Consider the following 26,355-nt stretch of genomic DNA (forward strand, 5'->3'; position numbering starts at 1 on the left):
TTGAGAGTTGAAATTTGATGACCTACTGATTCAAGCAGATGAAGAAACACTACAAGAATTATTAGGTAGTGCAACTTTTCATCTGCTAAAACTCCTAGAACCTAATTTAGTTCATGCTAGTAAACTCAGAGAAATTCTCTTAACCCTTCATACCCCAGAAGAATTACTCTTATCGAAAGAAAAACGAGATTTAATTTTTGATTTAATCACGCCAGAACAAGCGAAAATTCTCGCTGTTGTACTAGAAGCACCTGAAAATAAAGACCCTTATCAAGCCTTAAAAAAACTTAAAATAAGTGAAAATTCAGAAGGTAAAAAATATCTGTTTAACTTCTTTGAAATACCACTTAAACCCAGAAACGAAAGTACAATTGAAACTCCTACAATTATTGAAAATACTCCCAAGTATCCGTTATTTGCACACCAACGCAAAGCAGCTAAGAAAGTAAAAAACTATCTGAGTCAAGAACCTCGCCGTGTGCTTCTTCATCTTCCCACTGGTGCAGGTAAAACCCGTACTGCAATGAATATTATTGCAGACTATCTAAGAAACAATGAACCCACATTAGTAATCTGGTTAGCCTATAGTGAAGAACTATGCGAACAAGCAGTTACAGAATTTCAAAAAGCCTGGGACAGTTTAGGCGATCGCAACCTTTCAACTTACCGCTTCTGGAGCAACCATGAGATAGACTTAGCACAAGCGCAAGATGGCTTAGTAGTAGCAGGATTAGCCAAAGTCTACAACGCCGCTAAAAAGAGTATCCGCTTTATTAATCAACTCGGTGTGCGTTCTTCATTGGTAATTATCGACGAAGCCCATCAAGCAGTAGCCGAAACCTATAAACTCGTCTTAGATTCCCTCGTCGTCCCCTACGAAAAAACCGCTTTACTAGGACTAACCGCCACACCTGGACGTACTTGGGCGGATATTAACACCGATGCACAACTCGCTAAATTCTTCGCCCACCAAAAAGTTACCTTAGAAATCGAGGGTTATGACAACCCCATTGATTATCTCGTAGATCAACAATACCTAGCTCAAGTTAACTATCGCTCATTATTTTACGAAACGGGGATTGAACTCACACCCCAAGACCTCAAGCGCATTCATACAGATTTAGACATTCCCCCCTATATCCTGAATCGGTTAGCCGCAGACGAACAACGCAACCTCCGCATCATCCTAGAACTAGAAGCACTCGCCCCACATCATCAACGCATCATCGTATTTAATACCTCAGTGGAACACGCGAAACTCATCGCTTCCATCTTGCGTTTACGCGGCTTCCATGCTGATGCTGTCACAGGGGAAACCCCCAAATCCGAACGAGAAAGACTGATTCACAGCTTTAAAGACCAACAAACCCAAACCAAGATTTTATGTAACTACGGCGTATTAACCACTGGCTTCGACGCACCTAAAACCAGTGCTGCTGTTATCGCCCGTCCTACCAAATCCCTGGTTCTCTACAGCCAAATGGTAGGACGCGCCATCAGAGGAATCAAAGCTGGGGGTAATGCTACCGCCGAAATTGTCACGGTTATAGATAATCAACTCCCTGGTTTTGGTTCAGTTGCATCAGCCTTTCACAATTGGGAAGACGTTTGGAGGAAAACCCATGAATAACGCCCATGATATCGTTCCGACTCACCTCGCTGTCCAAGCCATGCGCGATAACGGTTATAAAAACGCCGCCTACGCTTTAGCCGAATTAATGGATAATGCCATTCAAGCTGGTGCATCGCAAGTAGAACTGCTGTGTGGCGAACGGAAACAACTGGTAGAAGGGAGGAGGCGATCGCGCATTGAACAAATCGCCGTGTTAGATAATGGTTGTGGGATGGATGCGAATGTCTTACGTCTCGCCCTGCAATTTGGTAATGGAACATATTTAGATGAAGACAAACACACCGGAATCGGACGTTTTGGTATGGGTTTACCCTCGTCTTCTATTTCCCAATGTCAGAGAGTTGATGTCTGGTCATGGCAAAATGGCATAGACAATGCACTGCATAGTTACCTAGATTTAGATGAAATTAAAAATCAACGACTGACAGAAGTACCAGAACCGACACCTCAAGCAATTCCCACAAATTGGACAAGAATCGGTCAACAATTTGGTGAAAGTGGCACATTAGTAGTATGGTCAAAAATCGACCGTTGTATTTGGCGTACTGGCAAAGCAATTATTGATAATTCAGAATTTGTGATTGGGAGAATGTATCGCAAATTCATTAATAGCGGCGCAGTCAAAATCCGCATGGTAGCCTTTGATTTAGATGCTTTATATAGCCTGATTTTAGAAAAATACGCCCTACCAAATGACCCTGGTTATCTAATGGAAAAAACCTCCTGTCCCGCACCCTTTAATAGTCAGGCAATGTTTCAACTTTGGGAAGGTGATACATCTCATGAATACATCCATAAAATTAATTTTAAAGATAAAGAACATCAAGTAAAGGTACGTTTCTCTTACGCCAAAGAAGAAGCGCGTCAAGCCGAACCAGGAAAAAACCCTGGTAGTTTACCACACGGACAACACGCAGCTAAAAACGTCGGTGTTTCCGTTGTGCGCGCAGGAAGAGAATTAGAACTAGACCAAAACTTAGTAAATAATTATGACCCTACAGAACGCTGGTGGGGAATTGAAATTGAATTTAACCCGTTACTTGATGATATTTTTGGCGTTACGAATAACAAACAATCAGCCCGGAATTTTGGCGAGATTTTACAACTAGATATTGAGTCTTTATTAGAAGAAGGAAAAACAGTTACTCAATTAAAAGAAGAGTTACTCCAAGATGAAGATCCAAAACTACCTCTATTGGAATTAGCCCATAAAATCAGCAGTCAACTCAGTTTAATTCGTCGCTTAATTAAAAACCAAACGAAAGGAACTCGTACTACTACTGAAAAACGTCATGACCCTTACAAACCTGAGAAAGTGGCAACTACTGTAACTCAAGAACGTAAATCACAAGGTTATAAAGGTCAAAGTGATGCAGATGAAAAATTACCCAAGGAAGAACGCAAACAAGTAATTAAAGAAACCCTCAAAGAAGAAGGAGTAACAGAAACAAAAGCCGAATTATTAGCCGCCACAACAGTAGATGATGGCTTGAAATATACCTTTGTTGAAGCACCACTTGATACTCCTGCTTTCTTCTCTGTTAAACCCAGAGGTGGAGCAATTATTGTGACCTTAAATACTAATCATCCAGCTTATCAAAACTTAGTGGAAATCTTAGAAGAGGATGTTGATAAAGCTGATGTAGATACTTTGCGTTCTCGGTTAGTTAATTCTTTGGATGGGTTAAAGTTACTCTTGATGGCATGGGCTAGATATGAAGATGAACAGCCAGAGGGTAAATTTAAAGATAATGCTCAAGATACGCGCATTGATTGGGGGAGGGTTGCTAGGAGGTTTTTAGAGAATGAATAAGAGTAAATCTCACGCTCCAGACGCAGAGGCGCAGAGAATTTAGGGAGTTGTGATGATTATTCTCTGCGTTTCTGGAGAATGATAAACTGCGATCGCTGATTAATTGAGGCACAATAGAATCAAAGACGCTATCAACACAAAATGACTACTCAATTGATGGTTCAACCCTCATCTTTAATATCTTCTGGTGTTAAGATGAGTGAATTTGGTGACATTTATTTGTTTAAATTTACCGATGAGCTACAGTATCGTTTTGAAGAACTGTTAGAGAAGAAAAAAGCAGATGCGCTCACTCTTGAAGAAGAAGCCGAATATATAGGTATCTCGGAATTAGAGCGAATCTTTACCTTGATTAACGCTCAACTAGCAGCAAAAAGCAAATGGTGTCCGAACCAACTCGAAAATTTGTAAGACACTAGATGATAAACGCAAAAAAAATACTATTGATATTCGTAGTTATTCCCAGTATTCGTATTTCAAATCGTCAATACGGCTAAACTCACGGGTGTTGTGGGTGATCAGCGTGAGATCATTGGCTAAAGCGATAGCAGCAATTAACAAGTCATTTGCTCCAATTGGAGTCCCCAAAGTATCAAGATGAGCGCGAATTTTTCCAGCGATTTTTGCTGCTTGAATATCTAGTGGTAAATCAGTAAACTCAGCCAATAAATTTTCCAGATGACTGAGGTTTCTGTTAACATTCTTGCTTTTGTAAGCTCCATAGTACAGTTCACTATAAACAACTGTACAGATGTAAATTTCTCTAGCAGGAATTGTCAGAATTTTTTGGGTAACAGGTGAACTTGATGAATTAAGAATTTGGATACACGCATTTGTATCTAGGAGGTAGGCCATTGAATCTCCTCCCGATTCTCAAAGGGAAGTTGTTCTGGTCTTTCCAGGGTTTCACCTTCCCAACTACCTATGACATTTTCTAAAAACCTATGAGAATACCCTAATTCTTGGGGTGTTTTGGCTGTATTCTGTGAAATTTCTGGACTCACAGGCTGAAAGACAATTACTACATCTAATTCTTGGTTTGCAATTTCAGGTGGAAGCTGGATTTGCAAAATTCCATCATTACCGATATGTGTTCTAATCTTTATGCTTTCCATAACCTGACTCGCTAACTAGAACCTGATAACCCTATAATACCGAAACCATGTTTTATTAGGGTGATGAAATCTCACGCAGAGGAGCAGAGGCGCAGAGAGAGTTGTTATGATCATTCTCTGCGTTACTTTGCGTTTCCTTAGCGTTCCTCTGCGTTAAAAAAATGACTCACATCATCTACCTCGATTACCACTCAACTACCCCCGTTGACCCCAGAGTAGCCGAGAAAGTCATGTACTATATGACTACCGCCTTTGGTAACGCCAATAGTGTAGATCATGATTATGGTAATGCAGCCGCAAAAGCAGTTAAACAAGCACGTCAACAAATAGCAGACTTAATCAACGCCTCACCCAAGGAAATTATCTTTACATCTGGTGCAACAGAAAGCATTAATTTAGTAATTCAAGGACAAATTGCACAACAAAATACCCCCGCTAAAATCATTGTTTCCCCAGTGGAACACAAAGCCGTGATAGATACTTGCAAAGCTTTAGCTAAAAAAGGACTGGCGGAAATTATTTGGTTAAAAGTCAATCAACAAGCACAGATTGATTTAGAACATCTGGAAAAAATCTGTGCTAATGGTGCGGCTTTACTCTGTGTAATGGCGGCTAACAATGAAGTCGGGACAATTTACCCCATCAAAAAAATTGGCGCGATCGCATCCTCCTACAATATCCCGTTTTTATGCGACGCATCCCAAGCTGTCGGCAAAATTCCCCTGAATTTTCAAGACTGGGGGATTACTTATCTAGCGATTTCAGCACATAAACTCTACGCACCCAAAGGTGTGGGTGTATTAGTAGTCAGGAAAAATCATCTTCTCCCACCAATGATTTACGGTGGGGGACATCAACAGGGTATGAGATCAGGTACACTCAACGTCCCCGGAATCGTCGGTTTGGGGGAAGCTTGCAGATTGAGAGGATTGGAGATGGAACAAGATGAAAATGCGATCGCATTTTTACGAGATCAATTGCAAAACCAACTCCAAGCCGCCATTCCCGATTTAGTGGTGAATGGAGATTTAAACCAGCGTTTATCAGGTAATTTACACATTGCTATTCCCGATATTTCTAATACTGCCATCATTGCCCGAATTCGCCAGCAATTAGCTATTTCTACAGGTGCAGCTTGTTCATCAGGCGTGGTTGCACCTTCTCATGTTCTACAAGCAATGCACCTTGCAGAAAATATCATTGAAGGAGCATTAAGAATTGGGCTTGGTAAATTTACCAGTGAAGCAGAAATTGAGAAAGCCTCTTTTATACTGATAAATGCAGTAAATAACATTCATCAACTGATGTAAACTCATTCGCTGCAACTTCCAACACCTGCTCTTTCTAACTTTGCTACCTACACCTGTGGCTCTCGGCCTTATCCCAACAATAATTTATTTGTGCTGTCCTACGTACACCAATTGGAAAATGATAGCGACAAATGAATTGCTCAAAAGCTCATCAGTAAGCAATTTCCCATCCAAAATCCCAAATCTAAAATCTCACATGGTATTACTTCCTGCTTCTTGTATTAGATAAAGCAGCAAAATACTTTGAGCAGGAGTACATCTTGGCCCTAAAATTCTACACGGGGAACCAAACAGACTGCATCCCCAATTCACAGTTAGCCGAGGAGTTTTGTTGTGGACTTATCCCGTATTCCTGCTCAACCAAAACCAGGTATTCTCAATGTTCTGATTGAAATCCCAGGCGGGAGCAAGAATAAATACGAGTATGACAAAGAACTAGAAGCTTTTGCCCTAGACCGAGTGCTTTATTCGTCGGTAAGATATCCTTATGATTACGGCTTTGTGCCGAATACTTTGGCTGATGATGGCGACCCACTCGATGGTATGGTGATTATCGATGAACCAACCTTCCCTGGCTGCATCATTGCTGCAAGACCAATCGGTATGTTAGAGATGATCGACGGTGGCGATCGCGATGAAAAAATCCTTTGTGTTCCAGACAAAGACCCACGCTATACTCATGTCAAATCCCTCAACGATATCGCACCACACCGCTTAGATGAAATTGCTGAATTTTTCCGCAGTTATAAAAATCTAGAAAAAAAGGTGACAGAAATTCTTGGTTGGAAAGACGTGAGTGCAGTATCAGCCCTAGTAGAACAATGTATCCAAGCTGCTAAATAATGATTACTGAGTTAGGAGTGTAGAGTTTTTGTTCTTGCCTCCTAACTATTCACTTTCAACAATGCTGAGTTCATCAATTTGGAATTTTAAAATTTAAATTTTAGATGAAGATAGTCTTTCAATCAAAAATCAGCAATCCTAAATTATTTTAGTCTTTAATCTTTATTCTCTCTTCTATCTTTGCGAATAAAACTTGTTGCATCGGGACTTTCTTCCGACCCTTACTTTCTTATACTAGATTCAGGCAATCAAAAATTTTTTAATCTAGATTGCAAACTTGGCATCAAAAACCTGAGAACTAAATGCAGCGCACTCTCCTTTTGGCAAAAATACATAACTGCACGCTCACTGGAGCGAATATCAACTATGTGGGTAGTATTAGCATCGATGAAATGTTGTTAGAAAAAGCTGGTATTGTACCCTACGAGCAAGTGCAAGTAGTGAACGTTGCCAATGGTGAGCGTTTCATTACCTATGCAATTAAGGCTCCAGCCAATTCAGGAATTATTGAGTTAAATGGCGCTGCGGCCCGTCTAGGCATTGTAGGCGATCGCTTGATTATAATGGCTTACGGGCAGTTCTCTTCGGAAGAGTTAAAATATTACTCTCCTACGGTAGTCATTGTGGATGAAAAAAACCGACTGTTAGAAGTACGGCACTACGATGACCTGCTCAGTAAGGTCTAATATTCAAAAAAATGTCAAATTTTGCGCCGTCGGATTCCCAAAGCTCCGTAACCGAAACCACAATTATGAGTCACAGTAGTTCAGTGGATGAATTTCTTGTGCAATTTTGGGGTGTTAGAGGTTTAATTGCCACTCCAGGTAGCAATGCTAATCGTTATGGCGGTAACACCGCTTGTGTTGAAGTACAAGTAGCAGGCAAACGCTTGATTTTTGATGGGGGTACGGGTTTGCGTCCCCTTGGTAAACACTTGCGACAGCTGCAACAACCGATAGAAGCATATTTATTTTTTACTAATTCCCAGTCAAACCGCATTCAAGGTTTTCCTTTTTTTGCACCAGCATTTGTCCCAGAAAACCGTTTTCACATTTACGGTTCGGCTGCGTCTAACAGTGCTTCTATTAAACAATGCCTTTGCGATCAAATGCTCCAGCCGCATTTTCCCTATCCCCTCCAGGTAATGCAGTCAGATTTGCAGTTTTATAATTTGATTGCAGGTAACGAGGTGCAGCTAGATGATGTCACCGTAACTACAGCACTAATTAATCAAACTCAGCGTTCTATCGGCTATCGTGTGTCTTGGCAGGATCTTAGCATTGCCTATGTTACAGATTTAACCAACAAAGCCGAGCCAACTGATCAAGAGCAGATTTTCAAGCTAGTCCAAGGTGTGAACCTACTAATTGCCAATGCTACTTATATTCCCCCTACAGCTAACAACCATGAATCTTCTGATTTACATTGGCAAAAGGCTGTAGAAGTAGCCCAAACTGCGGAAGTGAAAAAATTAGTTATTTCTCATCATCATCCAGATGATGATGATAATTTTCTTGATCAAGTACAAGCTGATGTGCAGTCTGTCTTTGCGCAAGCTTTACTAGCTTCTGAAGGTTTAGTGTTAGCGGTTGACTAGTAATTTCTAAATTTATCTGTTGACGACAGAGGCACGATACTAGTACAACAAGGCAAAAGTAAAAAGGCAAAAGTAAAAAGAAAGAATAACGATACCACAAGCCTTTTAGCAATGTCGTATGGTCTGTTTATTTACGCCGAACTGTACTAGAGGTCATACTATTATTTTTACTCTAAAATTCTTAGCCTGGAATCTGAGAAAGTTCAATCAATTATTTTGAGTATTTATAGTTGCGTACAGCAATAGGATGTTTACTCCCAAATCTATTTGTTTCAATCATTTGGTAAATTGGTATCATCCATAAAATATGTTAATTTTAAGACAAGCTTTTTCTAACTGTCTTAATTGTCTTAACTGTCTATAAATTATTTACCTAACTGTCTTAAATTTCCTTGCATTTTTGCTTTGGTATTGAGAATATTTAAATTCATAGACACCATTAGCAAACAGCAAATTATTCAAGAATTTAATAGGTAAATATTAATTAGCAGCCTTTTCACATATCTTGCACCAAGCGACTGAAGTCGCAGCTACACAGACAAAACCCGCACTTCGACAAGCTCAGTGACCACCTGCGCGGGTTCCAAACCCTTGATATTGCGTTAGTCCGCGTGGTGCGCCAAGCGCAGCGCAAGCGCGATAGGCGGACTTCGTTTGTATAGCCGCGAATTCCATTCGCTGGGGCTAGGTGCAAGATGTGAATTTTGAATAATTCTTGAATTTATAAACTGCATTTGCTCAATACTCACTGCATAAAAAGCAAAGAGGTCATAAATGAGCATTACTCAAAAAGTACTCCCTGCTTCAGAATTTCTCAAATATCGAAAATTGCGTGAAGTAGGATATTATCCTAATAATTTGTCAAATGAAACCGGAATTTGATTTTTTTCAGCATTGGTATCCTTTGTCACCAGTTGAAGACTTAGATCCCAAACAACCAACCGCAGTTACACTTTTAGGGCTGCGTTTAGTCATCTGGAAACCCAAATCAGCTGAAACTTTTCAAGTCTTTTTAGATCAATGTCCCCATCGCCTTGCACCTCTAAGTGAGGGGCGCATTGATGATGAAACAGGGAATTTAATGTGTAGTTATCATGGTTGGCAATTTGATCAGCACGGAAACTGTACTCATGTTCCCCAAGCAGAAAATCCCGAACTTGTCAGCAAGAAAGAAAATCTATGTGCTGTAGCACTACCAGTCCGTCAACAGCAGGATTTACTCTGGGTTTGGCCAGATGCAAAATCAAGCCAACAAGCTGCTAATACACCGTTACCTTTGTCTGCTAATGTAGATGCGACTAAAGGCTTTGTTTGGTCTTCTTTTGTCCGAGATTTAGAGTATGACTGGCAAACCCTGGTGGAAAATGTTGCAGATCCGAGTCATGTACCTTTTGCTCATCATGGAGTACAAGGCGATCGCCAACAAGCAAGACCGATTCCGATTAAAATTTTACAATCAACCCCCAATTTGATTGAAGTGGCGACACAAGGGCTTTTGCCTGGAACAATCACGTTTGAACCACCTTGTCGCTTGGAGTATGCCTTCAGCTTTGCTAATGGCAGCAAACAGATGGGACTTGTCACCTACTGTATACCTGTGTCTCCAGGGAAATCGAGAATTGTTGCTCAATTTCCGCGAAACTTTGCCAAAACACTCCATTATCTCAAACCGCGTTGGTGGGATCACATCACCAATCGCAATCTGATTATTGATGGGGATATGATTCTTCTACAGCAGCAAGAGTATTTTCTCCAACAAAATCAACCTAATCAAAGCTGGAAAACTGCCTATCGTTTACCTACAAGTGCAGACCGTTTAGTGATTGAGTATCGGAATTGGTTTGATAGCTATTGTCACGGACAACTGCCTTGGAAAGATGTAGGAATTGATGCACCATCAATACGGAATATCAATAATGATCGCCAACAAATTCTTGATCGCTACAAACAACACACCCAGCATTGTAGTAGCTGTCGCAATGCGCTTTTAGTGGTGCAACGCTTACAAGCAGTGCTTTTAATCTATTTTGTCATTACTGTTTGCGCTGTAGCTGTTTTTCCCGATGGATTGCGGCTTCAGTTGGGTCTACCCCTAATTGCGATCGCACTTCTAGGTTTAGGAGCTTATGCTTGGCTGAGATTTTGGTTGCAACCGCAATTTTATTTTGTTGACTACATCCATGCACAAAGATAAGTTTACGTTTAACTAGGGCTTGCTTCGCAATTCGCAATTCGCGGCGGACGCTCGCAGGCTCGCTAACGCTGCGCTAACGCAATTCGCGGCGGACGCTCGCAGGCTCGCTAATGCAATTCGCAATTAAGAAAAGCTTTGGCAGTTTACATCTGTTTCATTATTTTAGTGAATTGGTATTAGGCGATCGCCACCATAACTAATAAATTCTCTATATTTTTAATTCTCACAATACTTGAATATTTAAGCACTTTTTATATAAATATTAGTGCGTTAATTTGTCCTGTCTTGCTATCGTTAATTTTGAGTAAACACTATGGCAAATCAACAAACTCCACAGATAGAAATTACCAATCTTGTCTATAAGAATCAGGTCAAGAGAACTCAGTCTGATGAATACGTTGAAATTACCAATCGAGAAAAAATACCCACTGATGTATCTGGTTGGCAACTGACTTCTGGAGTAGGACGCAATAAAGCATTTACTTTTCCCCAAGGCACAATCTTAGCTCCTGGTCAAAGCGTCAGAGTTTACACTAATGAAGTACATCCAGAGTCGGGTGGCTTTAGCTGTGGTAGTGGTGTTTCTTTATGGAAAGATTCAGGAGATGAAGCCAGACTCTTAGATGCTCAAGGAAATGTCATATCTGGTTTAGCCTATGACAGTACAGGCAATTTCACGAAAATAGCTACTACTAACGGTAAGACACCAGCAGCAGAAACCATTGCTGAAACTCCGGCTCCAACTCCCAGCACAAATGCAAATATCAATGACTTAATCAACAAACCCGTTTTCATTGAAAATCAAGAGACAAAACGCTATCTGTTTTCAGATGGAGAGCCAATCAAAGGACAACGAGGCGATGAAGGCGGTTGGTTAGCATCTAGTGGCTTTGCTAGCCCAAATGTTGTGGGTGCTGATGCCAATTACTATAACCGTGCTATATGGAAGATTATCCCTAACGGTGATAGTTTCCTAATTGAAAATCAAGAGACAAAACGCTATTTGTTTTCAGATGGAGAGCCAATCAAAGGACAACGAGGTGCTGAAGGCGGTTGGTTAGCATCTAGCGGTTTTACTAGCCCAAATGTTGTTGGTGCTGATGCTAATTACTACAACCGTGCTTTATGGAAGATTATCCCCAATGGTGATAGTTTCCTGATTGAAAACCAGGAGACAAAGCGTTATGTGTTTTCGGATGGTGAACCAATCAAAGGACAACGAGGTGATGAAGGTGGCTGGTTAGCATCCAGTGGTTTTGCTAGCCCAAATGTTGTTGGTGCTGATGCTAATTACTATAATCGTGCCTTGTGGAAGATTAGCGTAATCTAGGACAAATATTAAAAAAGATTGGGTGTAAAGTGGATACCTACACCCAATCTTTTTTATCACCAACCACAGTGTTAAATGTACTGAAAAGCATTCTCTAAGGAAGAATTGACTGCCTGAACTAGTTCTTGAAGTTTAGTAGCGACTGCACCATTAGTGAGTAATTCTTCTGCTTGAGCTATACCCGATCGCATATCTGAACAAATACCACTTTGCCACAGATAAAATCCACCATTCCATAATGCTGTTTGCATTAATTCTCCTGGTTTCCCGGCTAACACATCTTGTATTTGGGTAATTAATTCTTCTGTTGTTGCTAATGGTACATTCTTGGTCGTAAAACCATAATCATGAGGAGATAGTAGCAATCTTTCTAAATCTGGAGATGCGGATAAAGCAATAATCGCTGTGCGATCGCGTGGTAAATCGTTGCTACCTTCTAACCCTTTAATTAAAGTATATTTTTTTACTTGTTTAAATTCCAAAGCTCCTTGGAACATAGCTTCTGTTGGCGGATGCACAAATCCCGCTACAACATGGGCATCGCCAGCATAAGGAGACCAAATCAATTCCATTGTGGCAAAGGGCGGACGTTTACCAAGTTGGTCGCGGTATTCCCAAATACTTGTGGTTAAAGGAAAATGCTTAGGTACGTAAATAAAAGATAGTCCGGTTTGCTCAAATACTTGCTGGGTTTTAGACAAACTTAAAACAGTCCAATCAACACCTAAACCTTGCCAAACTTCAATTAAAGGTAAACCGTATTTCGTTGGCAAGCGATTGCCACCATGCATCACCACAGGTTGTCCAGCCGCCGCCAAAAGTAAAGCTGTCACCGGACTAATGGGTGCAGTGCGCGTCCTGCCATCATAAGGAATGCCGAATACCATCGGCAGATGTACGCTGTCAATTGCTTGGAGTTTTGGCCCTAGTTCTTCATAGGTATCTAACATCCCTGCCAACTCTTCACCAGTCGGGCGTTTGATGCGGTGGGCAATTAAAAAGGCTCCGATTTGGGCTGGTGTGGCTTCCCCTAACAACATCATTTTAGTGGCGGCTGCAGCTTCAGCACGAGTTAAATTTTCGCCTGTGTGGTTGCCACTGCCTACCTTTTTTAGTAGTTCCCTGAAGATATTACTCATAGTTAGTCAAGGGTCATTTGTCAAAAAGCAGAAGGCATAATACTGAAATTTCATATTTCAGACTTCATACTTCAGTTGACTAATCATAACTTTATGAAGCTGATCGCTGCTCCTCAGATTGAATAGGTATATTTTGTAACACTAGTTCCCAAAAATGCTTAATCGGAGGAATTTGCAGACGATCTTGGGTTGTGACCATAACGACTCGCCGCGTAAAATTAGCGTTATCAGCTAAAACACCAGTGTGATTAGCTAAAGGACGAACTGCTAGGGTAGGGTCTTGACGAGCTTCTACTAATGCAGAGGTAGGCAACAAAGCAATTAATTCACCTTGACGTACAACACCTCGAAACGCATCTAAGGTATTTACCTCTAATGCAGCTATGAGTTTGGCTTCTAATCGCTCAAATTTATCTTGTACCAACCGCTGCATCCCATAACCATCTTTAAACACGACTTGGGGATAACACACTAATTCTGACCACGGAATGCGGTCATACTGGGCTAAAGGATGATTAGCGGCAGTCAGGACTTCAATTGATTCATCATATAAAACTTCTACTACCATTTCTCTAGCGGTAGTCAAAAAACGATTATTCATGACGATCGCTAAATCAACTAATCCGTCCTTCAGGACTTTTAAAGCGCGATCGCTTCCTAATGATGTTACCCGCAATTGCACTTCGGGATAATCATGACAAAACTTTTGTAATACTGGTGGCAGGTAAGAAGCACACAGCGAATGAATTGCTGCAATACACAATTCTGGCTGTTTCCCTGCCATTAAATCTGTTAATTCTTGTGTAGCAATTTGCCACTCTTGACAAATCTTCCGCACACGCGGCAGCAAACGTTCACCGCCCAAGGTCAATTTAGCATGGTTAGTTCTGTGAAACAGTTCTAAACCCAAGTCTGCTTCTAAAGCTTGAATTTGACGGCTGATAGTTGATTGAGTGACACCACATTGCCTGGCCGCTTGTTGAAAGCTGCCAGTATCCGCGATTGCCAAAAAAGCTTGCAACTGCTCTAGTCGCATGAGAATGTAGCCTGAATTACATTTGTGGCTCTCATTAAGTTAACGGTTTTTTCTCCTTAATTTAGTAGAGTTTGTTACAAGTTGGGAAAGGTTACAGGTAATAGTCGAATTTTTCTTCCCCACTCCCTATTCCCTATTCCCTGCTTTAACCACCTCTGGATTGAATTTTTTGAGTGCAGCGATCGCATGTAATTTTACCTGTTCATTCTGGTCGTTTGCTAGCGCAGTTAATAATGGGATAGCTTGTTGATTGCCTAATTGTCCTAAAGATAAAGCGATCGCACTTTTAATATTGGCAGTTTCTGTGGCTGGGTGGGGCGATTCCAGCAATTCCAGCAAAATTTCTGTAGCTTTTGTAGTTAATTGTGGTTTTTCGACTCGTCCTAAAACTGTGACAATTTCCTGGCACAATATTTCTGATTTAGTTTGGTTTAACGCCTGCTGTAAATATTCCAAACCCGAAATTGTCCCTACCCAAACTAAAGCCCGAATAATTTCTAGTTGTAAGGTTATGGGTGTATTGGCTGACATCAGCACGGAAAATAAATGTTGGGTAGCCTTATCACCACCAAGCCGAGAAAGAGCAACGGCTGTAGCGCTACAAACATCTATATTGAAGTCATAAAGCTTGGGTTGGAGTTTGGTGACTAAATTTAATTCCGCAGTTAAATCGGGGCGAAAACTTAAACCAAGTATAGCGATGCGCCTAATTGCCGCCACCACATCATCTAAAGCGTTGATGAGTACAAGTGGTACACGTTCATCATGAAAGCTGCTGAGGGCTTCTAGGGCGGTGGCGCGGACTGCAACTTCAGTATCTTGTACCACAGTCAATAAGGGTGTAATGGTTTCTGGAGTGCGAATATAAGCTAGCGATCGCACTGCCAAAAGTCTGGTATCATCTTGATTTAAGAGTTCTGAGAGTTGGGTAATTGCTAAACTCCCCATTTGCCCTAGTGCTGTAGCGGCGATCGCTTTTAATTCTTCATCATCGCTAGTTTTGAGCAATTCTACCAAAGGTGCGATCGCCTCTGGATGCTGAAACTCGCCTAAAGTCCGCGCCGCATACCAACGCAATTCTTCCTCTGCTTCATCATTTTCTAAAATTTCAATCAGTGGGGGAATCGCAATAGCACCCAAGCGAAGTAAAACCTTGGTAATTTCCCAACGCTGCTGAAAATCGCCCATTTCTAAAACAGGCAGTGCTAATTTCAGTAAATCTTCTGAATACTGCTCATTTTTCAGCACAATCAACTGTTGCAGGTATTGAATCAACACTGACCAATCACCAGCATCATACGCCGTCTGTGCCTGTCTTAAAAGCTGGTTAATATTACCTTCCATAATAAAGTTTGAAAAAGTATGAAGTCTGAAATTTTATCTTTTTGTCGGTTGACCTGTAACAAAAATCTGTAAAAAGAGAAAAATATCAAGGATGAATTCAAAATTTAAGTTTGGCAAGGCAAGATATGAGTTAATTTTATACTTCATACTTCACACTTCATACTTCATACTTCACACTTCACACTTCATACTTCACACTTCATACTTCACACTTCATACTTCAGTTAACTTTTCACCAAAACGGAATCGCCCTCAATTTTAGCGGTGTAGGTTTTTAAAGGTTTTTTAGCTGGGCCTTTTTTTACTTGACCATCAGTGCCATATTCTGCACGGTGACAGGGACAGGCGAATTTTTTGGCATCAGCTTTCCAGTCTACGGTGCAGCCTTTATGAGTACAGGTAGGGTCAACAGCAACCAGATTAGCAGCTTTAGATGTACCCACTACCAGAACATCCCCAACAGGGGAACCTTTAACCAACAGTTGACCTTTTTGGTCTAGGTCTTTAGTAGTGCCTACTTTTTGCCAGCTTCCAGCAGCTTCAGATGTTTGTGTATTGGTCTGGGAAGTACAGGCTGCAATAGCCACTGGTAGGTTACTAGCTATTAAACCTAAACCAACCCAATTGATAAAATCACGACGTTTCATAGTTGTGGAAATTATTTGTCATTAGAATAACAGCGATCGCTTGCTCTACGGTTAGCAGCTTCTCCAGACTTTAGCATCAACATCATACTGATGTGATTTAGCGACTCTTTTACATCACTTATCTGCTCAGTGTAATGCAAAAAACGCATTATTATGATGCAAAATTAGAAATTTTACTAGGATTTTGTAGCTAATTATACGATTTTATCATAAATCTGACTTTAACCTTAAAAGTGTCGAAATTGTTACATAAACAATTGCTCTGTTTACTTGCTAAATATTCCCTATGTAAAAGATGACAAATTGTCTCCCAAACCTTACGAAGTCGCGTTCAATCTAAAATTCTGAGTCAATTCATCAGTAGATAAATTATTTCAGAACGCACTAAAAACTTAAAAATTAGCAATAATTAAATATTCAATTTAAAGCCACCAAATACTCGTAGAAACAACATCCAAACTACGGGTTGATTGATATTGGCTCAAGAAACCTGAAGTTCTCACTGGATTAGCAATAATGAGAGTTGACTCATGACAGATACAGGAACCACTACCAAAACCAGCGTCAATAAATTCGAGAAATTCAAAGCTGAAAAAGACGGACTCGCAGTTAAAGCCGAAATCGCCAAATTTGCCGCCCTCGGATGGGAAGCAATGGACGAAACAGACCGAGATCATCGACTCAAATGGGTAGGCGTATTTTTCCGCCCAGTTACCCCAGGCAAATTTATGATGCGGTTGCGGATGCCGAATGGTATTCTTACCAGTGATCAAATGCGAGTTTTGGCAGAAGTATTACAGCGTTATGGTGATGATGGTAGTGCTGACATTACCACTCGGCAGAATATTCAATTGCGGGGAATCAGAATTGAAGATTTACCCGATATCTTCAATAAATTTCACGCCGTCGGTTTAACCAGTGTGCAGTCTGGGATGGACAACGTTCGCAACATCACAGGCGATCCCGTCGCGGGGCTAGATGCAGACGAATTGTTTGATACACGAGATTTGGTGCAGCAAATTCAAGATATGCTCACCAACAAAGGACAAGGCAACCCAGAGTTTACCAACCTCCCCCGCAAGTTTAATATTGCCATCACAGGTGGAAGAGACAATTCAGTTCACGCCGAAATCAACGACTTAGCATTTGTTCCTGCATTTAAAGAAGGGAGTGGGGAATTGGGAGTGGGGAGTGGTGAATCTCCTACTCCCTACTCCCTACTCCCTACTCCCCAAAAAATCTTCGGGTTTAACATCCTGGTTGGTGGCTTTTTCTCCGCCAAACGCTGCGATGCTGCAATTCCTCTCAATGCTTGGGTAGCACCTGAAGATGTAGTGGCTGTATGTAGAGCCGTTTTAGAAGTGTTCCGAGACAACGGTTCACGCGCAAACCGCCTGAAATCGCGCTTGATGTGGCTAATTGATGAATGGGGTATAGATAAGTTTCGCGCCGAAGTCGAACAGCGTTTAGGTAAATCATTGTTACCTGCTGCGCCCAAAGACGAAATTGATTGGGAAAAACGCGACCATATCGGCATATACAAGCAAAAACAACCAGGATTTAACTATGTAGGCTTTCATGTTCCCGTTGGGCGGTTGTATGCCGAAGATATGTATGAAATTGCGCGGCTCGCAGAAGTGTATGGTAGTGGTGAAATTCGACTAACAGTTGAACAAAATATCATCATTCCGAATATTTCTGATGGTAGCCTCGCAACATTTTTAGCAGAACCCCTACTAACAAGATTTTCCATCAATCCGGGGGCATTGGAGCGATCGCTTGTTTCCTGCACAGGCGCACAATTTTGTAACTTCGCCCTCATCGAAACCAAAAACCGCGCCTTAGCCACTATTCAAGCCTTAGAAGCAGACTTAACCTTCACCCAACCAGTCCGCATTCACTGGACAGGTTGTCCTAACTCCTGCGGACAGCCACAAGTTGCAGACATCGGCTTAATGGGTACTAAAGCCCGCAAAAATGGCAAAGCCGTAGAAGGTGTAGACATCTATATGGGTGGCAAAGTCGGCAAAGACGCGCACTTAGGAACCTGCGCCATCAAAGGCGTACCCTGCGAAGACTTACAGCCAGTACTACAAGAACTACTCATTAAACACTTCGGCGCAAAACTCAAACAAGAAGCCTTGGTGGAAGTGTGAAGTATGAAGTATGAAGTATGAAGTATGAAGTATGAAGTATGAAGTGTGAAGTCTGAAGTCTGAAGTATGAAGTGTGAAGTATGAAGTCTGAAGTCTGAAATTTTAGACTTCTACTCATATTTATGCAAAACCTCTCTCAAACTCTCATTCCTCTGCGAACTCTGGTTACTGAGCGACTTGTACCGAGCGTTCGCGCAGCGTCTCCGTCAGGAGAAGTCGAGGTAAGTCGAAGTATGCGCCTTGGCGGTTCGTAACTCCTACAAATGACAAAGGACAAATTAATGACCAATCTTTCCCGCAGAAAATTTATTTTTACCACTGGTGCAGCCGCCGCCGCTTCTATTGTTGCTCATGGTTGTTCCAGTAATACAGCCTCCAATGGCGGTAACAACCCATCCGCCGCACCAGTATCTAACGTCACCTCTGCAAATGCGCCCAAAGTCGAAACAACCAAAGCCAAACTCGGATTTATTGCCCTGACTGACTCTGCACCGCTCATTATTGCTAAAGAAAAAGGTTTCTTTGCGAAATATGGGATGACAGATGTCGAAATTATCAAGCAAAAATCTTGGCCTGTCACCCGCGATAACTTAAAAATTGGTTCGGCTGGCGGTGGTATTGATGGCGCACATATCCTCAGCCCTATGCCATATCTGATGACCATTAACGATAAAGTGCCGATGTATCTCTTGGCGCGATTAAATACAAATGGTCAGGCTATCTCCGTCGCTAATAAATTCAAAGAACTCAAAGTCAACCTCGAAAGCAAAGCACTCAAAGAAGCCGCAACTAAAGCCAAAGCTGATAAAAAATCCTTAAAAGCTGGAATTACTTTCCCTGGTGGTACGCATGATTTATGGATGCGCTATTGGTTAGCGGCTGGTGGGATTAACCCAGATCAAGATATGGTTTTAGAACCTGTACCACCACCACAAATGGTTGCCAACATGAAAGTGAATACAATCGATGCTTTCTGTGTAGGTGAACCTTGGAATGCTCAATTAGTCAGTCAGAAATTAGGTTATTCCGCCTTAGTTACAGGTGAATTATGGAAAGACCATCCCGAAAAAGCCTTTGCGATGCGCCAAGATTGGGTGGATAAAAATCCCAACGCCGCCCAAGCATTATTGATGGCAATTCTTGAAGCACAACAATGGTGCGACAAACTAGAAAACAAAGAAGAAATGTGCAAAATATGTGCTGACCGCAAATACTTTAATGTTGCTGCCGCAGATATTGTAGAAAGAGCTAAAGGTAATATTGACTTTGGCGATGGACGTACAGAAAAAGAATTCCCCTATCGGATGAAATTCTGGGCTGATAATGCTTCTTATCCTTACAAGAGTCACGATATTTGGTTTTTAACTGAAGATATTCGCTGGGGTTATTTGCCAAAAGATACCAAAGTTAAAGAAATCGTTGACCAAGTAAATAAAGAAGACCGGTGGAAGAAAGCAGCCAAAGCTATTGGTGTCCCTGATGCTCAAATTCCTACCAGTAGTTCTCGTGGCATAGAAACTTTCTTTGATGGGGTGAAATTCGACCCAGAAAAACCAGAAGAATATTTACAATCTTTGAAAATTAAGAAAGTCTAATTTCTGACTTCTCTCCCAACTATCCCACCAAAATTTAGTAACACTTTCGGAATCATAAAATAATGGCAGTTGTTCTAGGAAATCGTACAGTTAGAAAAAAGCCACAAACGGCAATTAATAAATTTATTGTCAAAAAAGTTATCCCACCGTTGGTAGCACTAGCTATCTTTCTGGTGATTTGGCAATTATTTTGTTTAAATCCTGCTTTTAAATTACCTGGCCCAATAGAAACTTTTACCGAAACTTTTGACCCTTTTATTATTCACCCATTTTTTGATAACGGTGAAAGCGATAAAGGTTTAGGTTGGCAAATACTCAGCAGTTTAGGTAGAGTTGGTTTAGGTTTTTCGTTGGCAACAATTTTCGGTATTACATTAGGGATTTTAATTGGGGCAAATCAATTTGTTTACAATGCGGTAGATCCTATATTTCAAGTGTTAAGAACTGTCCCGCCTCTGGCATGGCTACCAATTTCTTTAGCAGCATTTCAACAAGCTAATCCTTCAGCAATTTTCGTGATTTTTATTACGTCAATTTGGCCGATTATTATTAACACTACAGTGGGTGTACAGCAAATTCCCCAAGACTATGTGAATGTAGCTAGAGTTTTAAAACTCAAAGGGCCAAAGTATTTCTTTAAAATTGTATTTCCGGCGACTGTACCGTATATTTTTACGGGGTTAAGGATTGGGATTGGTTTATCTTGGTTAGCAATTGTCGCGGCGGAAATGTTAGTAGGTGGTGTGGGTATTGGTTCGTTTATTTGGGATGCTTACAACACGACTACGGAAACTAATTTGAGTGAAATTATTTTGGCGTTGATTTATGTTGGTTTGGTGGGGTTGATGTTGGATAGGTTGGTGGGTTTTATTGCGAGTAAGGTTGTGGCTGAACAGAAGTAGTCAAGAGTTCATAATTCTCTGTTAAACGAACCGCAAAGGGCGCGAAGAGCGCGAAGAAGAAGTTTAGAGAGAAAAGGTACGAGAAATATTTGACCAATACTTCGGCTGCGCTCAGTACAAGTGACAAAGGACAAATGACAAATGACTACTTTTGTTGAAGTTGACCACGTTGATAGAATTTTTGATTTACCGAATGGTGGTAAATATATTGCTCTGAAGAATATTGAGTTGAAAATCCGGCAAGGGGAGTTTGTTTCTTTAATTGGGCATTCTGGTTGCGGGAAGTCTACTTTACTTAACATTATTGCGGGTTTAGATAGAGCCAGTGTTGGCGGTGTGACTTTGGAAGGTAAGGAGATTAGAGAACCTAGTCCTGATCGGATGGTGGTGTTTCAAAATTACTCGTTGCTTCCCTGGTTAAATGTGCGGGAAAATATCGCTTTGGCTGTGGATGAGGTTTATCAAAATAAGTCGAAAAGCGATCGCCTGTCTATCATTGAAGAACATATTGATATGGTGGGCTTGCGTCTAGCAGCTAAGAAGCGTCCCAGTGAGTTATCTGGCGGGATGAAACAACGAGTTGCGATCGCTCGTGCTTTGGCAATTCGTCCGAAGTTGTTATTGTTAGATGAGCCTTTTGGTGCTTTAGACGCGCTCACACGGGGTAGTTTGCAAGAACAATTGATGAAAATCTGCAATGAGCATAATGTTACTTGTGTGATGGTAACTCATGATGTGGATGAAGCATTATTGTTAAGCGATCGCATCGTTATGCTCACCAATGGCCCAGAAGCGCACATTGGGCAAATCCTGGAAGTACCTATCCCTCGTCCCCGTCAACGTTTGGAAGTAGTTAATCATCCCAGTTATTACAATCTGCGGAATGAGATGATTTACTTCCTCAATCAACAAAAGCAAGCCAAGAAACGCAAAGCGCAAAAAGTAGCTGCACCTGTAGCGGTATCCTCAAGAGGATTAGAAAAGGTCAACTTAGAAATCGGCTTTTTACCTTTAACTGACACAGCACCTTTAATCGTTGCCCAAGAAAAAGGTTTCTTTGCTGAATATGGTTTAGAAGTCACCCTCAACCGTGCCAGCAATTGGAATGAAATCGCCAAAGGTGTGGCGACAGGTAAATTAGATGCAGCCCAGATGGTTGCAGGAATGCCCTTAGCACTCACTTTAGGCGCAGGTGGTAAAACACCAATTCCAGTTGTCAACGCGCTGAACCTTTCCCGCAACGCCAACGCTATCACCTTAAGTAAAAGACTGTATAGCGAAGGTGTGAGAAATTTAGGCGATCTCAAAACAGCCATTAACGCTGCTCCTGACAGAATTTTAACCTTGGGTGTAGTTCATCCCACATCCATGCAGAACTTAATTCTGCGTTATTGGTTAGCGGCTGGCGGGATTAATCCTGATACAGATGTGAGTTTAACAGCGATCGCACCCACAGAAATGGTCGCTCAACTCAAAGCTGGAACCATCGACGGTTACTGCGCTGGCGAACCTTGGAATTATATGGCGGTTCATGATGATGTCGGTTTTGTTGCAGCCACCGCCCTAGAAATTTGGTCAGGACAGCCCAAAAAAGTCTTAGGTGTGCGCGAAGACTGGGCGCAGCAATATCCCGAAACTTATCTAGCTCTAATCAAAGCCCTGTTAGAAGCGTGCAAATATTGTGATGACCTCCGCAACCGCGAAGAAATTCTCAAATTAATCTGTCGTCCTGAATACCTCAACCTTAACCCAGCCTACGTCCGCCCCGGCTTCATTGACCCTTATGATCGCGGCGATGGTAGCCAACCCCAATCACTCACCGCCTACAATCAGTTTTACCTCAACAAAACCAACTACCCCAACCGCACCGAAATCTTGTGGATGGTGACTCAACTAGCACGCTGGGGCTTAACACCATTCCCGAAAAACTGGCTAGAAATTATCGAAAGAGTTTGTCGTGCAGACATATTTGGTGCAGCCGCCCGTGACCTCGGCTTACTCGATACCGGCTACGACGACCCAATTCACCTATTCGACGGTAAAGTTTTTAACCCCTCAGAACCCCTAGAATACCTCAAAAGCTTAGAAATCAAACGAGACATCCGTATAGAAGAAGTCTTTATTTAGTCATTTATAACTCTCCCATCTCCCTCAAACTCTCCGCGCCTCCGCGCCTCTGCGTGAAAAAATCATAAAATCAGAAACATATCATGCAAATAATAAACAAAACTCTCCCACAACCACAAACCAAAGCCGATAACTTCCTCGTCATCGAAGGCGTAAGCAAAATTTACCCCACCCCCGAAGGCCCCTACACCGTCCTTGATGGGATTGACCTCAAAGTTCGTGAAGGCGAATTTGTCTGCTTAATTGGTCACTCCGGCTGCGGTAAATCCACCCTCCTCAATATGGTGTCTGGCTTCAACACACCCACCGATGGCGTTGTCATGCTACAAGACCAACCCATCACCGAACCAGGCCCAGACCGGATGATGGTATTTCAAAACTATTGCTTACTACCTTGGCTAAGTGTATTTGAAAATGTTTATCTAGCAGTAGATTCCGTATTTCCCAAAAAGCCCCAAGCCGAAAAACGCGCCATTGTTAGAGAACACTTAGCAATGGTGGGATTGACAGAAGCCGCAGACAAGAAACCACATCAAATTTCTGGCGGGATGAAACAGCGAGTGGCTATTGCTCGCGCCCTTTCCATCCGTCCCCAAGTCTTGATTTTAGATGAACCCTTCGGTGCATTAGACGCAATCACCAAAGAAGAACTACAAGAAGAACTACTGCAAATCTGGAGTGACCATCAAGTTACCGTCCTGATGATTACCCACGATATTGATGAAGCGTTGTTCCTCGCTGACAGAGTGGTGATGATGACCAATGGCCCAGCCGCTCAAATCGGTGAAGTATTAGAAATTCCTTTCACCCGTCCCCGCAACCGCCGCCGCATTATGGAAGACCCCGAATATTACAACTTGCGGAACTATGCTCTAGATTTCCTTTATCGTCGGTTTGCTCATGATGAGGAGTAAGATTTTTTCTCACGCAGAGACGCATACTTCGACTGCGCTCAGTAACCAGAGGCGCAAAGAAGAGTGAGAAACTTAGGACTTACGCAAGAACTCTCTCAAACTCTTATAACTTCGTGTCCTTTGCGCCCTTTGCGGTTCGTTTTTTCATAATTTTGCGTAAGTTCTGAAAGTAAGGAATTTCGAGATAAATGGGAATATAGGGATGCTGATGGTTCATAAACAATCAATCAGCCGATAACACCGATAAATTAGGTGTAGCTACATGACTGAATTTACAAAAACTGTTTGTCCTTATTGTGGTGTTGGCTGTGGTTTAGAAGTGTCACCACCAGCCCAACTTAATAAACCCACCAATCGAGATAGTCAAGGAAATCCGACTTGGCGAGTCAGAGGTGATAAATCTCACCCATCAAGCCAAGGTATGGTGTGTGTTAAAGGTGCTACGATCGCCGAATCTTTAGATAAAAATAGATTACATTACCCAATGGTGCGGGATTCTTTAGACCAAGAGTTCCGGCGAGTTAGTTGGGATGAAGCTTTTGAACTAATTACCAACCGCATTCAAACTGTCCGCTTCACTCAAGGTTCAGAAGCTATATGTATGTATGGTTCCGGTCAATTCCAAACTGAGGACTATTACATCGCCCAAAAACTTTTGAAAGGCTGTTTAGGAACTAACAATTTTGATGCGAACTCACGCTTATGTATGTCCAGTGCGGTATCTGGATATATTCAAAGTTTTGGTGCAGATGGCCCGCCCTGTTGTTACGAAGATTTAGAGTTAACTGACTGTGCGTTTTTAATTGGGACTAACACAGCCGAATGTCATCCCATCATTTTTAACCGATTGGCTAAATACCACAAAAAAAACCGCAAAGTAAAAATGGTGGTGGTTGACCCCCGCCGCACACCCACCGCCGAAGCCGCAGATTTACATTTAGCAATTCGTCCCGGTACAGATATTGATTTGTTAAATGGTATCGCCCATTTATTAATGCGTTGGAACTACATTGATGTTGGCTTTATCGATGACTGTACCAGCAATTTTTCAGCTTATGCAGAAGTTATCCGCCACTATTCCCCAGAAGTAACAGCGCGTCAATGTGGTATCAGCATTGAAGATTTAGAAACAGCCGCCCGTTATTGGGGTCAAGCGCAAAAGGTATTGTCTTTGTGGTCGATGGGTGTGAACCAATCAACGGAAGGAACAGCCAAGGTGAGGACTATTATTAACCTCCACTTGATGACAGGACAAATTGGTAAACCAGGGGCGGGGCCATTTTCTTTAACAGGTCAACCAAATGCAATGGGCGGTAGAGAAGCCGGAGGTTTAGCGCATTTATTACCTGGTTATCGCTCGGTGAAAAATGACCAGCATCGCGCCGAAGTGGAAGATTTTTGGGGACTGAAGCGGGGACAAATTTCTTCTGTTCCTGGTTTAACGGCTTGGGATATGATTCTGGGTTTAGAAACTGGCGATGTCGGTTTACTTTGGATTGCAGCTACTAACCCAGCTGTCAGTATGCCAGATTTGGAACGCACAAAAAAAGCCTTATTGCGATCGCCTTTCACAATTTACCAAGACGCATATTACCCCACCGAAACCGCCGCTTATGCTCATGTGCTGTTACCTGCTGCCCAGTGGGGTGAAAAAACAGGCGTAATGACCAACTCCGAACGCCGCGTTAGTTTATGTCAAGCATTCCGCCAACCACCCAGAGAAGCCAAAGCCGACTGGGAAATTTTCGCCGAAGTCGGACGGCGTTTAGGTTTTGCCGATAAGTTTAACTTTGCCAACTCTGCCGAAGTTTACGCCGAGTTTGCCAAACTAACCAAAAATCGCCCATGCGATATGTCGGGTATCAGTCATGAACAATTACAAAAACAAGGCCCAACCCACTGGCCGCATCCAGAAACGGGGAGTGGGGAATGGGGAGTGGGGAATGGGGATAAAACATCTTCTTCCCCTACACCCTACACCCTACACCCTACACCCTCCAACTCAAAAAGACTCTACACAGACCTACACTTCCACACCCCCGACGGTCGGGCGCGGTTCGGGGCTTATTACTCCAAAGGTTTAGCCGAACCACCAGACCCCGATTATCCTTTTATATTAACTACAGGACGACTTTACGGACATTGGCACACGCAAACGCGCACAGGTCGCATTGAAAAAATTTGCTCAATGCACCCAGAACCATTCATTGAAATTCATCCCTGTGATGCGGCGAAGTTGGAAATTAGTGATAACCAGGTAATCGAAGTGCGATCGCGGCGTGGTCAAGCTCATTTTCCCGCAAAAGTGACTAAGGCGATCGCACCCGGTACAGTTTTTGTGCCGATGCACTGGGGCGCACTGTGGGCAAATCAAGCCGAAGCCAACGCCCTCACCCATCCCGAATCTTGTCCCAATTCTGGGCAACCAGAATTAAAAGCTTGTGCAGTCCAACTAGCACCAATTTCTGTGGAAGTTACCAGCAAAAATTATCAACTCCAATCGTCACAATGGTGATCTGCTTGGTATATCCTTAAACAAGAAATTGGTAATTAAGAATTGATATCTAATAATTCATCAATAGACCAGAATCAATAGTGATTATTTAAAATCCGCATTATTTCCTATTAACTAGGAATAGGGAATGATTTTGTATTCAGGC

General features: G+C 42.0%; 21 protein-coding genes. 15 read left to right on the forward strand and 6 right to left on the reverse strand.

What is annotated here, in order from left to right; all coding sequences use genetic code 11:
* Positions 1-7 precede the first annotated feature (7 nt).
* The 3 genes from H6G69_RS09575 to H6G69_RS09585 all read left to right on the forward strand — a co-directional run bounded on the left by H6G69_RS09575 (position 8) and on the right by H6G69_RS09585 (position 3,857).
* A complete protein-coding gene (locus H6G69_RS09575) occupies positions 8-1,630 on the forward strand; it encodes a DEAD/DEAH box helicase (RefSeq protein WP_190685113.1) in 1,623 nt (540 codons plus the stop codon).
* On the forward strand, positions 1,623-3,446 hold the full coding sequence (locus tag H6G69_RS09580) for an ATP-binding protein (protein WP_190685117.1): 1,824 nt from the start codon (positions 1,623-1,625) through the stop codon (positions 3,444-3,446). Before H6G69_RS09575 ends, H6G69_RS09580 begins: the two co-directional genes overlap by 8 nt.
* A gap of 141 nt (positions 3,447-3,587) precedes the next feature.
* Positions 3,588-3,857 carry a hypothetical protein gene (locus H6G69_RS09585; protein ID WP_190685120.1) on the forward strand — a complete coding sequence of 90 codons (270 nt, stop codon included), beginning with the start codon at positions 3,588-3,590 and terminating at the stop codon, positions 3,855-3,857.
* A 45-nt stretch (positions 3,858-3,902) separates the two neighbouring features.
* On the opposite strand, the gene H6G69_RS09590 is transcribed toward H6G69_RS09585, so the two are convergent.
* Together H6G69_RS09590 and H6G69_RS09595 are read right to left on the reverse strand one after the other, a co-directional pair.
* Positions 3,903-4,301 (reverse strand): type II toxin-antitoxin system VapC family toxin, encoded by a 399-nt coding sequence (locus H6G69_RS09590; protein WP_190685124.1) that lies wholly within the window; start codon positions 4,299-4,301, stop codon positions 3,903-3,905.
* The gene (locus H6G69_RS09595) at positions 4,286-4,561 is read right to left on the reverse strand and encodes a hypothetical protein (RefSeq protein ID WP_190685127.1); all 276 of its coding nucleotides are present in this window, start codon (positions 4,559-4,561) and stop codon (positions 4,286-4,288) included. The genes H6G69_RS09590 and H6G69_RS09595 overlap by 16 nt, the downstream gene beginning before the upstream one ends.
* 161 nt (positions 4,562-4,722) lie before the next feature.
* Between H6G69_RS09595 and H6G69_RS09600 the strand changes: the two genes are divergently transcribed.
* The 6 genes from H6G69_RS09600 to H6G69_RS09625 all read left to right on the forward strand — a co-directional run bounded on the left by H6G69_RS09600 (position 4,723) and on the right by H6G69_RS09625 (position 11,835).
* Positions 4,723-5,871 (forward strand): cysteine desulfurase family protein, encoded by a 1,149-nt coding sequence (locus tag H6G69_RS09600; RefSeq protein WP_190685130.1) that lies wholly within the window; start codon positions 4,723-4,725, stop codon positions 5,869-5,871.
* A gap of 333 nt (positions 5,872-6,204) precedes the next feature.
* Positions 6,205-6,714 carry an inorganic diphosphatase gene (locus tag H6G69_RS09605; RefSeq protein ID WP_190685134.1) on the forward strand — a complete coding sequence of 170 codons (510 nt, stop codon included), beginning with the start codon at positions 6,205-6,207 and terminating at the stop codon, positions 6,712-6,714.
* Positions 6,715-7,016: 302 nt separating this feature from the next.
* Positions 7,017-7,400: an aspartate 1-decarboxylase gene (gene panD / locus H6G69_RS09610; RefSeq protein ID WP_190685136.1), complete on the forward strand. Its 384-nt coding sequence runs from the start codon at positions 7,017-7,019 to the stop codon at positions 7,398-7,400.
* Between the two features lie 11 nt (positions 7,401-7,411).
* Positions 7,412-8,311 carry an MBL fold metallo-hydrolase gene (locus H6G69_RS09615; RefSeq protein ID WP_190685139.1) on the forward strand — a complete coding sequence of 300 codons (900 nt, stop codon included), beginning with the start codon at positions 7,412-7,414 and terminating at the stop codon, positions 8,309-8,311.
* An 865-nt stretch (positions 8,312-9,176) separates the two neighbouring features.
* Positions 9,177-10,505, forward strand: a complete 1,329-nt coding sequence (locus H6G69_RS09620) for a Rieske 2Fe-2S domain-containing protein (protein WP_190685142.1) — start codon at positions 9,177-9,179, stop codon at positions 10,503-10,505.
* Positions 10,506-10,818: 313 nt separating this feature from the next.
* Positions 10,819-11,835 carry a lamin tail domain-containing protein gene (locus H6G69_RS09625; protein ID WP_190685146.1) on the forward strand — a complete coding sequence of 339 codons (1,017 nt, stop codon included), beginning with the start codon at positions 10,819-10,821 and terminating at the stop codon, positions 11,833-11,835.
* Between the two features lie 71 nt (positions 11,836-11,906).
* Here the strand turns inward: H6G69_RS09625 and H6G69_RS09630 are convergent, their stop codons facing one another.
* From H6G69_RS09630 to H6G69_RS09645, 4 genes are all read right to left on the reverse strand, one after another.
* Entirely contained in the window at positions 11,907-12,974 is a 1,068-nt protein-coding gene (locus tag H6G69_RS09630; protein WP_190685149.1) for an anthranilate phosphoribosyltransferase family protein, read from the reverse strand.
* A gap of 91 nt (positions 12,975-13,065) precedes the next feature.
* Positions 13,066-14,010 (reverse strand): LysR family transcriptional regulator, encoded by a 945-nt coding sequence (locus H6G69_RS09635; RefSeq protein ID WP_190685152.1) that lies wholly within the window; start codon positions 14,008-14,010, stop codon positions 13,066-13,068.
* 126 nt (positions 14,011-14,136) lie between these two features.
* On the reverse strand, positions 14,137-15,354 hold the full coding sequence (locus tag H6G69_RS09640; RefSeq protein ID WP_190685154.1) for a HEAT repeat domain-containing protein: 1,218 nt from the start codon (positions 15,352-15,354) through the stop codon (positions 14,137-14,139).
* Positions 15,355-15,578: 224 nt separating this feature from the next.
* On the reverse strand, positions 15,579-16,001 hold the full coding sequence (locus tag H6G69_RS09645; protein ID WP_190685157.1) for a ubiquinol-cytochrome c reductase iron-sulfur subunit: 423 nt from the start codon (positions 15,999-16,001) through the stop codon (positions 15,579-15,581).
* A gap of 530 nt (positions 16,002-16,531) precedes the next feature.
* On the opposite strand from H6G69_RS09645, the gene H6G69_RS09650 reads away from it, so the two are divergent.
* From H6G69_RS09650 to H6G69_RS09675, 6 genes are all read left to right on the forward strand, one after another.
* A complete protein-coding gene (locus tag H6G69_RS09650; protein WP_190685159.1) occupies positions 16,532-18,157 on the forward strand; it encodes a ferredoxin--nitrite reductase in 1,626 nt (541 codons plus the stop codon).
* 281 nt (positions 18,158-18,438) lie between these two features.
* Positions 18,439-19,752, forward strand: coding sequence for a CmpA/NrtA family ABC transporter substrate-binding protein (locus H6G69_RS09655; RefSeq protein WP_190685355.1), 1,314 nt, complete (start codon positions 18,439-18,441; stop codon positions 19,750-19,752).
* 62 nt (positions 19,753-19,814) lie between these two features.
* A complete protein-coding gene (gene ntrB / locus H6G69_RS09660; RefSeq protein ID WP_190685162.1) occupies positions 19,815-20,654 on the forward strand; it encodes a nitrate ABC transporter permease in 840 nt (279 codons plus the stop codon).
* A gap of 141 nt (positions 20,655-20,795) precedes the next feature.
* Positions 20,796-22,781, forward strand: a complete 1,986-nt coding sequence (locus H6G69_RS09665) for a nitrate ABC transporter ATP-binding protein (RefSeq protein WP_190685165.1) — start codon at positions 20,796-20,798, stop codon at positions 22,779-22,781.
* Positions 22,782-22,864: 83 nt separating this feature from the next.
* Positions 22,865-23,695, forward strand: a complete 831-nt coding sequence (locus H6G69_RS09670; protein WP_190685168.1) for a nitrate ABC transporter ATP-binding protein — start codon at positions 22,865-22,867, stop codon at positions 23,693-23,695.
* 262 nt (positions 23,696-23,957) lie between these two features.
* Positions 23,958-26,210, forward strand: coding sequence for a molybdopterin oxidoreductase family protein (locus tag H6G69_RS09675; RefSeq protein WP_190685171.1), 2,253 nt, complete (start codon positions 23,958-23,960; stop codon positions 26,208-26,210).
* Positions 26,211-26,355: the final 145 nt, after the last annotated feature.

It is taken from the genome of Nostoc sp. FACHB-110, from assembly GCF_014697425.1.
GTDB lineage: Bacteria > Cyanobacteriota > Cyanobacteriia > Cyanobacteriales > Nostocaceae > Nostoc_B.

What these genes read in the sequence shown, in the direction of transcription:
- H6G69_RS09580 (WP_190685117.1), top strand. Translation starts at nt 1,623, where the DNA reads ATGAATAACGCCCATGATATCGTTCCGACTCACCTCGCTGTCCAAGCC.
- H6G69_RS09585 (WP_190685120.1), top strand. Translation starts at nt 3,588, where the DNA reads ATGACTACTCAATTGATGGTTCAACCCTCATCTTTAATATCTTCTGGT.
- H6G69_RS09590 (WP_190685124.1), bottom strand. Translation starts at nt 4,301, where the DNA reads ATGGCCTACCTCCTAGATACAAATGCGTGTATCCAAATTCTTAATTCA.
- H6G69_RS09595 (WP_190685127.1), bottom strand. Translation starts at nt 4,561, where the DNA reads ATGGAAAGCATAAAGATTAGAACACATATCGGTAATGATGGAATTTTG.
- H6G69_RS09600 (WP_190685130.1), top strand. Translation starts at nt 4,723, where the DNA reads ATGACTCACATCATCTACCTCGATTACCACTCAACTACCCCCGTTGAC.
- panD (WP_190685136.1), top strand. Translation starts at nt 7,017, where the DNA reads ATGCAGCGCACTCTCCTTTTGGCAAAAATACATAACTGCACGCTCACT.
- H6G69_RS09615 (WP_190685139.1), top strand. Translation starts at nt 7,412, where the DNA reads ATGTCAAATTTTGCGCCGTCGGATTCCCAAAGCTCCGTAACCGAAACC.
- H6G69_RS09620 (WP_190685142.1), top strand. Translation starts at nt 9,177, where the DNA reads ATGAAACCGGAATTTGATTTTTTTCAGCATTGGTATCCTTTGTCACCA.
- H6G69_RS09625 (WP_190685146.1), top strand. Translation starts at nt 10,819, where the DNA reads ATGGCAAATCAACAAACTCCACAGATAGAAATTACCAATCTTGTCTAT.
- H6G69_RS09630 (WP_190685149.1), bottom strand. Translation starts at nt 12,974, where the DNA reads ATGAGTAATATCTTCAGGGAACTACTAAAAAAGGTAGGCAGTGGCAAC.
- H6G69_RS09635 (WP_190685152.1), bottom strand. Translation starts at nt 14,010, where the DNA reads ATGCGACTAGAGCAGTTGCAAGCTTTTTTGGCAATCGCGGATACTGGC.
- H6G69_RS09640 (WP_190685154.1), bottom strand. Translation starts at nt 15,354, where the DNA reads ATGGAAGGTAATATTAACCAGCTTTTAAGACAGGCACAGACGGCGTAT.
- H6G69_RS09645 (WP_190685157.1), bottom strand. Translation starts at nt 16,001, where the DNA reads ATGAAACGTCGTGATTTTATCAATTGGGTTGGTTTAGGTTTAATAGCT.
- H6G69_RS09650 (WP_190685159.1), top strand. Translation starts at nt 16,532, where the DNA reads ATGACAGATACAGGAACCACTACCAAAACCAGCGTCAATAAATTCGAG.
- H6G69_RS09655 (WP_190685355.1), top strand. Translation starts at nt 18,439, where the DNA reads ATGACCAATCTTTCCCGCAGAAAATTTATTTTTACCACTGGTGCAGCC.
- ntrB (WP_190685162.1), top strand. Translation starts at nt 19,815, where the DNA reads ATGGCAGTTGTTCTAGGAAATCGTACAGTTAGAAAAAAGCCACAAACG.
- H6G69_RS09665 (WP_190685165.1), top strand. Translation starts at nt 20,796, where the DNA reads ATGACTACTTTTGTTGAAGTTGACCACGTTGATAGAATTTTTGATTTA.
- H6G69_RS09670 (WP_190685168.1), top strand. Translation starts at nt 22,865, where the DNA reads ATGCAAATAATAAACAAAACTCTCCCACAACCACAAACCAAAGCCGAT.
- H6G69_RS09675 (WP_190685171.1), top strand. Translation starts at nt 23,958, where the DNA reads ATGACTGAATTTACAAAAACTGTTTGTCCTTATTGTGGTGTTGGCTGT.